Annotated in this window: 5 protein-coding genes and 1 other RNA gene; all 6 read right to left on the reverse strand. The window is 45.9% G+C overall.

Annotated features, from left to right (window positions below; all coding sequences use genetic code 11):
- Position 1: 1 nt before the first annotated feature.
- The 6 genes from MOST_RS01995 to MOST_RS02020 all read right to left on the reverse strand — a co-directional run bounded on the left by MOST_RS01995 (position 2) and on the right by MOST_RS02020 (position 13,995).
- Positions 2 to 2,527, reverse strand: a complete 2,526-nt coding sequence (locus MOST_RS01995) for a DEAD/DEAH box helicase (protein WP_054935961.1) — start codon at positions 2,525 to 2,527, stop codon at positions 2 to 4.
- Positions 2,514 to 5,792 carry an SNF2-related protein gene (locus tag MOST_RS02000; RefSeq protein WP_054935960.1) on the reverse strand — a complete coding sequence of 1,093 codons (3,279 nt, stop codon included), beginning with the start codon at positions 5,790 to 5,792 and terminating at the stop codon, positions 2,514 to 2,516. The genes MOST_RS01995 and MOST_RS02000 overlap by 14 nt, the downstream gene beginning before the upstream one ends.
- A gap of 61 nt (positions 5,793 to 5,853) precedes the next feature.
- Positions 5,854 to 8,418: a hypothetical protein gene (locus MOST_RS02005; RefSeq protein ID WP_129588642.1), complete on the reverse strand. Its 2,565-nt coding sequence runs from the start codon at positions 8,416 to 8,418 to the stop codon at positions 5,854 to 5,856.
- Between the two features lie 98 nt (positions 8,419 to 8,516).
- Positions 8,517 to 11,768 carry a UvrD-helicase domain-containing protein gene (locus tag MOST_RS02010; protein ID WP_106007007.1) on the reverse strand — a complete coding sequence of 1,084 codons (3,252 nt, stop codon included), beginning with the start codon at positions 11,766 to 11,768 and terminating at the stop codon, positions 8,517 to 8,519.
- A gap of 989 nt (positions 11,769 to 12,757) precedes the next feature.
- Positions 12,758 to 13,199, reverse strand: an RNA gene (rnpB, locus tag MOST_RS02015) — RNase P RNA component class A.
- Positions 13,200 to 13,293: 94 nt separating this feature from the next.
- Positions 13,294 to 13,995: a zinc ribbon domain-containing protein gene (locus MOST_RS02020; protein ID WP_054935957.1), complete on the reverse strand. Its 702-nt coding sequence runs from the start codon at positions 13,993 to 13,995 to the stop codon at positions 13,294 to 13,296.
- Positions 13,996 to 14,000 lie beyond the last annotated feature (5 nt).

The following is a 14,000-nucleotide window of genomic DNA, read 5'->3' on the forward strand; positions in this document are numbered from 1 at the left end:
GTTAATCCTCCTTCATAAAAACCGAAAAATCTACAATATAGCCGTTAACGAGGTTTTCCAGGTAACGATTGGGGCGCTGCAAAAACATATTCCTTGGGCCGCAGTGAATAACTTTAACGTCCCTCTCTTTTTGTAAAGCAGCAGTAGCATTATACAAGTGATTATTTTCAGACGAATCTCCTCCATAAAGGCAGGCTATTACACCCTGAATAAAGCCGGGGTTTTGCCTGTAAAGCAGGAGGTATTCATCTGTTGTATATATAGTACCTTTTGTATGTGGCGGCAGGCGGTTGGCCACCTGTTCCCAGATCATTTCTGCCGCTCTTGGGACTACCAAACTATTGACCCCTACTGCCAGGAGCCTACCCATCAATGCAGTTAACTTTTCCGCATTGATGCCCCCTTGAGTTTCCTTTAAAAGGTCACAGCACACAAGCATATCCTTATATGTAGACAGGTATTTGACCATGAACCGGGAATTATGTCCAGACCCCCCGGGTAAATCTACTTTCTCCCTAAGGGCAGTCTTTTGATATTCAAACACCGGCTCATCATGGACCGGGCACCCGGCGCAGTTTTCCTGGGCAAGGGGGTACATACTTAGGAAGGAGTGAGCCCAGCACCTTTTCGCAGGAGCGCCAACCAGTCTCCTCACCATATCAAACTCTGCGGCTAACCTTCCCCATTCTTCTTCGCGCCACTTGTCAATCTGGCGCTGGAATTGAGGACTGTCCCGGTAAAGATGGACATCCTTTATACGTGCTTCGATATAGTATGCCGTTGTGTCATCGTCGACCCACATATTTAACAAATCTATAAAGCCATACCTGAATAAAAACAGGAGAACATAAAGGTTCCATTTAATGTTCTTTTTCCCGGTTATGGTGGCCTCGTCTATATAGATGGGCCTGGCCGATGTATTTAGTACAACTCTATCTCCATCGAAAATGGCACTTTCGTCGGTCACCATGCCTTCCCAGCGTCCAAGAATGTTTTCCGGCTTCAGGACCCGGCCCTTGATAAGGCTAAAAGCGCCCTCTAAATCGTCTTTATGTATACACAATACACTGAGGGAAGGCAGGTCATCGCGTCCACCGCGGCCAAGTTCCTGATAATAGCGGTTTAGATTTTCCGGGATACATGCATGGATGACGGTCCTTACGTCCGGTTTATCTACTCCCATACCAAAGGCCGAAGTGGCAATGACAATATCAAAGAGATTCCTGTTCCAATCCCTGATAATCCTTTCCCTTTCATCACCTTCAGTCTCGCCGGTAAACACTTCAACGCTGCTAAAACCAACCGATAGCAAAATCTTCTTCCATTTATTGGCCTCCGCGGGGCTAAGGACGTATATAATCATGGGGCGTGGTAAAAGATGGACCATCCTTATTATCCGGTGCCTCTTAACGCCCAAAGTTTCGCATTCAATAAAGCAATATCTCGGCTCCCGGCGTAACGAATCAGCCCTCAGCTCAACCCATTTGCCATCTTCACAAAAAAGCCGTCGCAAAGTGTCAACCGTATAATCCGTGAACGTAGCTGATAAGAGATAAGTTCTTAAATTACCATGACTTGCTTCAACCAGGTTGCGACGTAGAATAGTCAGGTACTGGAAATCAGGCCTGAACTGATCTCCCCATTCAGCTACAATATGGGCTTCATCGATAACAAGGTTCTCCAGATAACCTTCGCCGGCAGCTTCCCTGATGTAATTCCCTATAGTTTTGTTCTTGAGTAAAGCCTCGGGGGAAGTAAAAAGCAGCTTCAACCTTTTCGCTGTAATTGCCTTTTTTATCCCTTGAAACTTATCGGGACTCATATTGCCATAATAAGCAGCGATACTTTCCCTTGTAACAGTTTTCAGGTTTCGAACGGCGGCCCTCATTTGGTCTATTGCCAGGGCTACAGTTGGAACAACAACCACCGTCAAGCCATTTCCTGTGGCCGCCAGCAGCTGGGTTATAAGGCTCTTGCCGGACCCGGTGGGCATGCATACTGCTGTTGTATATCCTGCCGGCATGACCAGGGCTGCATTAACAACAAGTTTTTGTTCAAAGGTCTTATAATAGCTGTACCCCGTGTTGGCTTTCAAGTGACCGTCTCCGACGGACAGGGGCGGTCTAATTTCCGCCGCCGGGGCATGCCAGAAAGCTATATCGACAAAATGTGATTGTTGAAACCAACCGGGACAAGCAATCTGGGCATTAAGATAGTTCCCCGGTTCTATATACATGGCAAAGGGCTCAAGAACATCCCGAAATGAGTCATATAACTGGCTGGTTATCCTTATCCTGCTCGCATAAAGGATATAATTGCGCAGAGCGGCTATTAGATCCTTTACCGATGCCTTGCCCGCCTTATACTGGGCATATCTTATGATAACCCGTATTGCACAACGTAGCCTGAATTGCTCCTTTAATGAATCCCCTTGTATTTCTTCCACTGCCTTATGTAACTTGCGGCATGCTGCCTCCGGCGGTATGTCCCCGGAAAGTACCGCTTCAATAAGCTCAGTCGTTTTCATTTTGCTTTACCACCCAGTAATACGCCGCAGAGTCCAGGGTTATCTTCGGCCGGCTGATACACTTAAGGACTACATCATATATTTCACGTAATCTAATAACCTTGATGGCATCGCGACCAAAATAGATACTAGAAGCCCTGAAGGCATTAACTATCCTGTCTACCTCATTTTGCACTTCTTTTAGGTCCATCCTTTTCTTTACCTGTTCTTTGGCCTCTTTAAAGCATTGGTTTGACGCTTTCTTTAATATACTAATCCACTCTTCCCGTGGGTATTGCTGCTTAAACCATTTAAGGTTAGATAAGCTTTTTGTCAGCCCACTAAGAAAATCGCGATTCTTGCTTCGCTGTCCCAAATGGGCTGTCTTCCTGCTTCTATCAGTATAGGGTTTTATAAGGTGCTCTTTTACCAGCCCTGGATTAACCTGCGCACTTTCTTCGTCCAATGGATATAAGGTGAAAATTTGTTCCAGGGGCAAAAAACCCCTGAACTGGGTTAGGCACCTGAGATCACCCTTTACTTCTAATAAAGGCTTGATATCCGGTTCTATAGACCAGACAAAAACAAGGCCCTTCCATTCAAACTCACCGAGTTCAGCAAAAGCGCATGCCCTCCCGCGCCCACAGGACAGGGCGTTTTCTATTATGGAATCAAAAACGGGATCACCGGGAGCATAGAAGAGGAGATCCTCGCGCTTGATGGCCAGCATCCTGTCAAAAGTACCGGTTATACTGTCCTTCTGCCTGACCATTGGGTAATCCCTATAAACTGCCCAATCGGGTGGTACGAGCAGGGTATTTTCCGCCGAGCGTATTGAAAAAGCGTTTTCGCGGAACCTTATTATCTGTGACCCGTTGGTAGTATCTCCTTCTCCATTTAAACCGGCCTGGGAAGCCCACGTCATCATGGCGGTAGCGAACATTTCGTTTTCATTGGCCTGGTAGTATTTAACCATCTGTTCTAGTTGACGGGAAAGAGGCCGATAAATAATTGCTGCTGCGTCATAATATTGTTCTTCCTCAATGACCTTTTTCATTTCTTGAGCGAAGTGGATAATACTATCTATGGTTTCTGAGAGGCCAAACTCCACGTCTTTAATTAGCGCAAGGGCAATCTGCCTATTTAGTTCTCCCAAAATAATTTCAAGGCCGCTGATGGATTTTTTAAACACATTAAGGCCACGGTCCCATAGCTTAAAAAGCTGCTCTTCTATTGTACCCTCGGCATAAATGACCACCGAGACTACATCGCGCTCTTTTTCCCTACCAATGCGGTCAAGGCGGCCTATACGCTGCTCCAGTTCATTTACCGACCACGGCAGGTCTAAATGGACTACAAAATCCGCTATTTGGAAGTTTCTGCCTTCGCCACCAAGCTCATCGCAAATCATGAGCTTACATATGTCCGACTTTTGGAAACGATCCACGTTTGCAGATAGTTCTTCCTGACTCATGCCGCTATAAAAAGCGGCATACCTTTCCTGGCCGAAACGCTTTTGCGCCAGTTCCAGAAACTTTTCCAGGGTAACCTTATAGCGTGTAAAAACTACTACTTTAGGTGCTTTGTCGTTGTCAAGGCAGAGTTCCTGTTCAAGGTAATCAATAATCTTTACCAGCCTGCCGCGGATGAGATCCGGGTCGTCGAGAACGTTACTGAGCATTCGATGTTCATTCTCTGCCGCTTCACACCACAACCCGGCATTATACGCCAGGTTTGTGTCAGCAACACCGAGTTCTTCCAGTTTACCGGCAAAAGCCCACGGGGAACTAAAAAAAGCTGCCAGTAGCGGTTGGATTGTATTAAGCACACTTTCATCGTCAATATTGTTCCCCTGTTCTTTTATCCATTGCAACAGTGCTTCGTAGGTATTGCGTTCATAATAAAACTCTTCTGATCCGGCCATTTGGTAGGTAACGGCCTCCAGGTTCCGCCGGGGGAGGCTCTCTTTAAGCAGTACGCGCCGGTTACGGATCATCCTTCTTTCAAGCCGGTAGTGCTCGCATATATAAGCCAGGGCCAGCCTGGCATTCTCGATCCCGTGGTCATGACCGTTAATATCTATCTTTTTAACTATATCTTTAAGGTTGTCATCCTTGAGATCATCGGCAATATCTATAAGCTGGTCATAAATAGTATCGCAATAATCTTCGTACTCCTCCATGTCGTTAAGTATTGAATACACTCGTTTTTGCACCATACCCTGGCGTGCCAGCAAAGATTCAAATGTTTCCATATCCATATTTTCGTACTGATCTGGATGCAAGAGAACTAAAAGCTTTAGGTACTCGTTCTTCCTGGCCTGTATTGGTGTAGCACTGAGGAAAAGGATGTTCTCTATATTTCTGCTTAAATCTTTTACATGTTCATATTCCCGGGGTAATCCTAAAAGCCTGTGCGCCTCATCGACAATGCAGATGTCCCACCTGCCTTCTTTTAAGCCTTCCTGGGCAGCTAGATCTAATTCCTCTACGGCAACTATAGAGAGGGGGGAAAAGCCCTGGCCAGGCTTATATAAGGTGGGTACCAGGGTAAACTTATATATCAACTCCGTGCGCCATTGTTCAGCCAGGGAACCCGGTACCACAAAAAGTACCCGCAGGTTCGTGTTTTCTTCGTGCATTATCTTTACAACCGAACATGCCTCGATGGTTTTGCCGAGTCCCACCTCGTCGGCCAGCATATAACGGCACGGCCTATCTTCAAGGCAACGTACAATCGTATAAATCTGGTGGGGCATAAGGAAGACACGACAGCCGGCAAGGGTTTTAAAACCGTAAATCGCATTGTCAAGTATGTGCATTATTTTACTGACGAGGAGGCGGTTTTTGTACCAGGAGGGGTGATGGAATTCATATTCGGCGAGTTGCAGTAGCGGACTATACTCTATTTGGGTAAAGGGCACTTGCAAGTCTTTCTCGCTTGCTTTAATGATTTGGTTACCATCCCCCGTACACTGGATATAATAATCTCTTAATCCTTTAGCCCCTTCATTAGCACATGCCAGAAGCTTGTATTCAACACCCTTGTAAAGGACTGTGCTCCCCCGGTAAATCAGGCAGCGACGGACTCTCCTAATAGGCAACTTACACCCCCGGGGAATAAAATCATAAAAGCGCCTGAAATCATAAGGGTCATGCAGAATGACATCCACCGTTCCTGCCAGATCATTAATGCTCTTTATCTGCCCCAAAGCAAAAAGGCGCGGGTTATCAGGGTCTTCCGCGTCAACCGGGCATCTAACATACATGCCTTTTTCTAGCTGCATGCGAATCCCCTTCTCCCTTTGGTTTTCCGCTGCCTACGGTGGAAAGTTTTTTTATATCTTGTTACGCCCCGAAAGATTCCAGGCAAATATACCGCTGCTTACAGTAGTGACACCAAATATCGACTCTACACTGCAACGGCCGACCGCTGTCAAGATACTCTACAATTTTGGGGGCTACGGCCTTCCGCTTGTCAGGAGATTTCATCTCATGGAGAAAATATACAATGTTTTCGTCAGAGTTTTCTCTGGTTAATTTGGCGTGGATAAAGTTCTTTTTCAGTTCTATAAAATAGGGGTCAAAGGGTTTCACCCTGGTTTCAATAATGTACTTAGAAATATATTTTTTGGCATGACACTTTATGTCGTAAAGGTCTACATTCGGTTTCCAGCAGGGAAAAAATTGTTTATATTCGTTTTCAACCATATCCAGCAACCGGTCTAACTTTTCTTGGGCCAAATTACCAGGTTTGCCCTCAATTTTCTTCCAAATCGCCTCAACCAGCAAAACAAAATAATACTGCTTGCAAAGGAACTCATCGCTGAACGTACCCCAGCCCCTCTCCATAACCTCCTCAAGGAAATACCTGTACGGGCATAATTCGAATACCTGGGCTTCCTTTTCCGTCGGTTCGATGGTAGTTTTTAAAGGGGACATGGGCGCCGCTGTAAAATGTATGTTTTGTCCACCTTTATAGGCATGATTATTCTTTTGAATATCGATATCAAGGGTGGTAAATAAAAAATACGGTTGCATAAATTCGTCATCAATCATCCTGACGAAACTCAGCTTTACCTGCCGGCGGTTATAGCATAATCCATAGAAAAGGGCGTAGCGCATGAAATAAAGATATTCATTTATCGATGTCATGTAAACCTGAAATTTTAAGTCTGCAGGATAGTACGCTTTTTCCAGAAAAGACTGGGTAAGGGGCCAGGGAAGCCTGTCATTGGCACTCTTTTGCATCTGGCGGTCAGACAGGCAAGCGAAGTGGTAATATTTGTCTTCTTCCTGGTTCTCGCTGCGAAGAATATCACCGTCTATCTGCTCGAAGTTCCTCACTATCCAGTGAGCCGAATTGTTTTCAGACGTCTGCTTCAGGTAGTAAGCTACGGAGTTGCGCAGGTCATCCATAGTACCCGTGATGGCTAGGTTGTCCGTATGTTCGAGCCTGGTAAGTAAGCCATTGACCAGCTCGCGTTCCTCGTTCAAGATGGCCATGGAATCGGCTTTCACGCGAAGGAAATCGAGGAGTCTCTGGAAATGAGTCTTAAAGTTAAGATAGCCCGTCTTATCCCTGGCAAAGAGGTGAATGGCTATTTCGTTGAGCTGTTTTATCGCTTCCCGAAGGGCATCTACTTCTTCACAGGTTACATTATAGAACGATAAGGCATGTAAATCTTTTTTCTGGCCGGCAGCCAATTTGGCAAGGTTTTGGCGCAGCAAATCTAATCTCTGGAAAAACTCCTTGCAGGTGCCGGCGCCCTGCAGGTAGATTTGCAGGCGGTAATAGACGGAAAGCAGGTATATTCCGCGTTCTGCCGTCAGGATGCCTGCATTTAGTACTTCTTTAATATTCCTTTCATCGAGTTCTAACAGGTTTTTTTCATCATTCCACATATTATAGAGAGCAGAGAAAAACTGCCCTATGGGATAAGCGAGGAAATGGCGCTCGCCGAACTGTTCCGGATAGTACATCTTGAGGATATCATTTACCTCACCACTGGCTGCATAAAACTGCTCCTTCATGCCGGCCAGCGCCTTATGCGGACCAGCCGCTTCTCGTCCCAAATCGTATTGGTGGGCTACATAGTTGGCAAACTCGGTAAGGTTATTAAATTCTAAAAGGCTCAGACCGCTAAGGTCCCCCCGTACCTCACGGCCTTCCAATAGGTTGCCAAAACAGACTGCCAGGTTGTTGCAGGCGGAAAATGGTATAAAATCATAACGTGGATTATTCCTATCATGCTCCCGTGGTACCTCAAAATAACTGTAAATGTTCATCCAGGTGTTATAGATACTGGGGTACTCCTCCTGAAAATTAAATAGGAAAATCACCTCTATACCCATATCCATTAGCATGACTATAAAATCTAACATCAATGGACTAAACTGGTGGATGCCATGGAACACCATCCGGTTGAGGTCATTACCCTCGAGCTTCTTTAAAACTTCCTTAAGCCAATCCTCTGCTTTACTATCGGTTTCCTCTTTTATATGCTTGTGGGCAACGGCCTTGAGGGCTTCTTTGATAGCGTCAAGGCTCCGGGTGACGTTGAGCTGAAACGTCTCGCCGCCATTTTTTTCTATCCGGTCCATTATATTAAGGAGCAGGGCTTGTTCTTTATTGGCAAACTTTTTATCAAGCTGTCTTGAGGAGATACCCAGTTCTTTTAAGAGGCGTATGGCCTCCAACAATTGACCCTGATTGAATTTTATTGCAGCTTTAAACTTGTTGTCCGCGCCCCTTGTGATTTCTTCGATAAGCCTGGAGAGCTCAACGTATTGCTTTATGTAGTTTTCGGCATTACCATACCAGGATTTGTAGAACTCCCGCAGGACTTCATCAATGGTACAAAGCAGTGAGCCAAAATCTTTTTTGTAGAGTTCTCGCAAACCGTTGACCATTGTTTGGGAAACACACAAATGCGGGGCGTCTTTTATGAATGACCAAAAGTGAGCGTTAGTAAGTTTATACGGATTGCTGTAAGTAAAAATTTTACAATTCACTGCTTCATACCCCCTGCCAGTAGTTCGGCCCACGACGGAGTATAGACATCCTCTGATGGGGCAAACCATATAAATGACCTTATCGCCCTTGTCATGGCTACATACAGGATCCGGGTTTCCTCACAGCTACGTTCTAACGCTTCCTGCCGTTCATTATAATGGCTGTTTCTAACAAAGGAGCTATTTTCGTCAAGATAAAAGCTATAACCTATGCGGCCTTCATTAACATAAACATCAACGCCGGTTTTCTTGATTTGATCGATTTTGAAGTTGGTAAACGGCAATAAAACATAGCCATATTCAAGGCCTTTGGCTTTATGTACAGTAGTACAAACAATGGGTACTTCCTCAGCTTCGGTTTTTATACCCCGGCTCTCCTCTTTTTGCTTGGTGATGATTTTTATATACAAATACTTTTCGAGGGAATTAAGGGTGAGGTAGTCGATACTAAAGGCCTGGATTATTTTTTCGAGTAATAGCTCCGTATTAATTTTGTAATACCTTTGACTATCGGCCTCGTCTGAAAAATTGCACCAGGGCTTACATATATCAATAGTGTATTTTATAACTTTAAGCACCGGTTCATATCTCAAATCGGAAACAAGTTTATCCCAGGTATACTTACCATTGCTTAATTGTAAAAAGTATTCATTTAGCAGGTTAACAAGATAGCTGTACTGCTCTTTCCCATCGGCCTTTCTAAGGAACCACATATCAAGGGGTATTTTAATATAGTTAGTGCAAATAAAGTTTAATAAATATCTTGGGCTATCATTAAATAACAGGGCCTGCACCAGCTTATACAATTCACGTGCTGGTAATAACTGATATAAATCTCCACCCGAATAAGTCTTTATATTAGGTATATCATAATTTGGGCCCTGCTGCCTTATTTCCTCTGCTTGCCAATTCTCCCGGACAAGGATGGCAATGGTCCGTTCTGCTTCGGAAAGGTTAACGCCTTTTTCCTTTAACTTGAGCACTTCTTCGCGACAGCGTTTAATTTCATCAAATAGACATATGTACAGGTTAGTGAAATCATTTCTATTCTTCTCGCTTTGGTAAATGACCTGCCTGCAATATTCTTGCGACGGGCGTCCCCGGTTTAATAATATGTCGCTAAATAATACATCTTCTTCCTGCTTGTAGGGAAGTAAGGGGTTAGAACCGGCACCAAGCCGCTTAAAAACTTTTTCATACTCTTTAAGCAAAGCTTGATCAGTACGGTAGTTCTTATTAAGGGCAAATTCTAACCATTCATCCTGTCCGGCATTTATACCCAGCCTGTCGAAAGCCTTTATCTCGGCGCCACGGAAACGGTAAATACATTGTTTGATGTCGCCAACCACAAAGAACTTAAAACCCATTTGCCTCTGCATGGCCAGGAAGGTAGCAATTTGAACGTCATCGGTGTCCTGAAATTCATCTACAAAAAGATAGTCTGTTTTTATTTGCGCCAACCGTTCGTCCCCTGTATTTACCAGGATGCCAAGTTGCACCATGAGCTCGTTGAGGTGGATAAGATTGCGTTTCTGCAGCTCTTCCCGGTACTTTTGTTCAGTTCGCAGCAGCACAGTTTTTATCAGTTCGTGCAGTTCCTCATTGTCCTTGGAAACCGTGCCGAAATCGAAGGAATCCAAGCGGGCCACATTGATGCTCTTGTTATAAAGTTTTGTAATGAGCTCCACAAGTATTTCTTTCAGCTTATAAACAGGCATGCTTAGCCTACCAATATAAGCCCTATCCACACGACTTTTTTCCTCGAGGTATTTTTCAAGTTCCTTCTCAAGTACTTCTACCCTGTCGTATGACCCGGAAACAATCGTTAAGTCCTTCCCATAGCCGAGGGCAGAACCCAGCTGCTTGATAATACTCTTGGCATACGAGTGAATAGTAGAAATCTGCATTTTGTCTACCTGCTCAAGCAGGCACAGAAAGTCGTAGTTTTTGGTAAGCATGTAGTAGTTCTGAAAACATTGCTTCAACCGCTTCTTCATATTATCGGCTGCTTCGTTGGTAAATGTTATCATGGTTATGGCGTTACGTAGAGCCGCAGGGCTGTAGTTGTGCACATAGCAAAGGTAGGTAATGCGGGTGATCATAGAGAACGTCTTGCCCGTACCGGCGCCGGCCCTCACAACTATATTCTTATTAGGATCTGCATGTTCCAGAGCATATTGATGGAAATTAAAACCGGTTGTTTTGTGAAAGTGTTTCAGTGCTTCTTCCTGAAGCGTACCTTTATATCCGGTACCATCAATAAGGCGGAAAGACCCCAAACCCCGGGATGCTGCTTTCTCTTTGGCAATGGTAAGAAGAAAATTAAAGCAGGAGAACGACCCCTCATCAGCCAATACTTCCCTTGAGTTTAAGTCGTTTTTAGTAAGAGCCGGGAATAGGTTGCCTTGTTTGATCTGTAAACCATAATCAGACAGGAGCTTATAAAAGGCACCTTTTGCCGTAGCATACTGGGAACTTGTCGATACAATGAGATATATTTTAGTGCCCTTTACATACCAGCTTAGCAATTCCCCCATTAGCGGTGCTATGTCATTTACATCTTCTGCAACAAACTGTAACACAGAGTAATAAGCATTCACAAAGTGCTTGTTTGCCGTACTAGCCCCGGCAAAAGAAGACCCAGGGGTGAGGGTCTCATTTTCTTTAATTTTTCTTTTGGATATACCCGGTTCAAAAATTTCTCTAACCCGGTACATTGTCGTCGCATCAAACGGCGATGGGTTGCCCCAGCGGGAAGCAATGTTATAGGCCTGGAGAAGCTTCTTTTTGAAAGCACCGGCATCAGCAAGATCTTCCTTTAAAAATGTCATGGCTTCACCCGAAATCGCATTAAGCCCGCTTGAAAGAAAAAAATCCCGCCCTAGAAACGGGTAGCATACCATGTCAAAGATCAAAGGTGAGATATTGGCCATTTTCCTGATGGTATTGAGGAGATCAAACCGGTATGCTCTAGCCTGCCGTTTAGGGTTCTGGCGGTACTCCTGCCCCTCGTAGAAAACAATTACTTGATCGCCATCTTCAATCCGAACTATTGAATCCTCTGTCCAACCTTTTACCTCTACAACAACTATGCCATGATTGGGCATTAATATACAAAAATCAAACTCCCGGCCATTAACCTCACGTTTAGCATAGACAATAAAATCATCAGGCAGGGCATTATTTAATGCGTCCCAAAAGGCACTTTCACCATAATTTAAATCTGCATTTGAGACAAGGGTGGCCATGTAAATCACCGTCGCTTAAAGTTTGTTAGCTCTTCCCCATCGACTTCGATGTTCCTTCTCGCTATGCTAACTTATTTTGGTAATTTGGGTGCCTTTTATTTTATAATTGGCCCGCTTAGCCTGCTACGTCAAGGTAGAAGGATTAAAACCACCCCTGCGTTTACTACAGGGCTTTTAGTGGTATGTATTTAGTCGTCGCCATCATTTAAATTCGTCATTTTTCCCGTTTTCCCTGCTTATTTCCAATAGTACCGAACTGATCCATATTAAATGATAAAAGCCACCGGTTCCTAGCCCGACGGCTTCGCAATAAATGCATTATATCATTCACTACTCAGCTTACTCGCCAGGGCTCATGCGTTCTCTTGCTTTACGAAGGCCCCGCCTGCCCCCGCCAGAGTTTCCACGGGAACGGGCTGACAGTTGATAATGTATCTTTACCAGGAGCTTCCATGCCTTCAACCTCGATACCTAATGAGAGCGCCTGCCTTTTCTTGGCGATAATGTATCAAGTGGCTAGTATACCTTTTGAAGCAGGCATCAAAATCACGGGCGCCATGAGGGCAAGCTTAAGGAGATTTAGACATATTTACTTATAATCCGCGTAAATAATCAGGTCGTATTTCTAGCCTCTACTGATGTTCCCCACGGCTAAAGCCGGGGGGTTCTGCTGTTAATGTTCAGTAAACTTAGCAGCGGGAGGAAATCGAGGTGTTGGAGATGGTCCAGGTAGATTATATCAGATATTGTGATTACACCTATCATTGAACAGCGTTAAGGCAGCGGCAGGTAACATTTCTATTATGCTAAAACCATCTGCCAGAGTGTAACTTCACCGAAGACTTACCAGTCGGCATTAATTTCAGGTGTTAATGCTGCAGACCGGGGCTTGCTAGGAGCTCCACTAAATTAAAAAGATTATCACCTCTTCCAGGTCCTAAAAAGTTACCCCTAAGAAGAGGTGATAACCCATAAGTTAAACATAAGTGCTTTTGAGCAAACCTGTAAGCCGAGTTCTGTCGTGGATGGTCATCTATCTGGGACGCCAGTTGCCTGGCGCCTCCAGCGACCTTACCCGGGGACGGGGCGGGCCACCCCTATTGTCCCCCTATTCGGTCTTGCTCCAGGTGGGGTTTACCGAGCCGGTTAGTCGCCTAACCGCTGGTGAGCTCTTACCTCGCCTTTCCACCCTTGCCCAGCACTCAACCTGACGGTTGCCGATTCGCGAAAAATCACCCTGAAATCAGGTTGGTTCCAGGGGGAACCGTTGCGGCTTTCAAGTTGAGTGCGGGGCGGTCTGTTTCTGTGGCACTATCCTTGGGGTCGCCCCCACTGGACGTTATCCAGCACCCTGCCCTGTGGAGCTCGGACTTTCCTCAGGCGATAAGCGCGCCCGGCGCGCTTATCGCCCGCGACCATCCGGTTTACTCAAAAGCACTTATCCACTTTTCTTTAGCGGATTTAAATATAACACCCTTTATGGTAATCTGTCAAGGCACTGTCAAGCAGCATAATCCGGTGGTGTTCACGGCAGCAACAACCGGCCGCAGCTTTCGCAGTAAATAAATTTGCCGGCACGGGCTTCCCGGAGGAAGACGGGCGGGACGACCAGGTGGCAGCCGCTGCAGGTCCCCTTGACTACCCGGGCCAGGGCCTTTGTCCCCAGGCGGCGCTGCAGGTCGCTGTAGAGGGCGAGCAGTTCGGGGTCGATCTCCCCTTCCAGTTGGGCGGCATTGACCGCCAGGACGTCCATCTCCTGCTGCAGGCCTTCGCGCCAGGTGCGGTACTGGGCCAGTTTTTCCCGGTAGGCGGCCTTATCGGCCTGGAGCTTACTAACATTTTCCTTTAGCCATTCTTCAAGCTGCTCCTGCTGCAGGGCCAGCTCCATGGCCCTTTCTTCTTCCCGGGCCAGCTCGCCGGCGGTGGTATCTATTTTATGTTGAATGTTGTTTAATTCTTTGGGATTGCTGGTCTCGCCGCTGTAGAGTTTTCCTTCCAGCTGCTTCTTCCTGGCCGCCAGGTCCTGGCAGGCCCTTTCCAGGGCAGCGACCTGCCGCTTTAATTCTTCCCGTTCCTGCATTCTCGCCCGCACTGTTTCCCGGCAGGCTTCCAGCCGCTCCTTTTCCCTTTTCAGCTCCCGGGCCAGAGCGGATGTGTGCAGCTGGCGCTGCAGTTCCTGGAGGCGAAGCTGCATTTCCTGTAACTCCCACAGCTTGCTGAGACCCATGCCGA

This window comes from Neomoorella stamsii, assembly GCF_002995805.1.
In the GTDB taxonomy this organism is placed as follows: domain Bacteria; phylum Bacillota; class DSM-521; order Neomoorellales; family Neomoorellaceae; genus Neomoorella; species Neomoorella stamsii.

What these genes read in the sequence shown, in the direction of transcription:
- MOST_RS01995 (WP_054935961.1), bottom strand. Translation starts at nt 2,527, where the DNA reads ATGAAAACGACTGAGCTTATTGAAGCGGTACTTTCCGGGGACATACCG.
- MOST_RS02000 (WP_054935960.1), bottom strand. Translation starts at nt 5,792, where the DNA reads ATGCAGCTAGAAAAAGGCATGTATGTTAGATGCCCGGTTGACGCGGAA.
- MOST_RS02005 (WP_129588642.1), bottom strand. Translation starts at nt 8,418, where the DNA reads ATGGTCAACGGTTTGCGAGAACTCTACAAAAAAGATTTTGGCTCACTG.
- MOST_RS02010 (WP_106007007.1), bottom strand. Translation starts at nt 11,768, where the DNA reads ATGGCCACCCTTGTCTCAAATGCAGATTTAAATTATGGTGAAAGTGCC.
- MOST_RS02020 (WP_054935957.1), bottom strand. Translation starts at nt 13,995, where the DNA reads ATGGGTCTCAGCAAGCTGTGGGAGTTACAGGAAATGCAGCTTCGCCTC.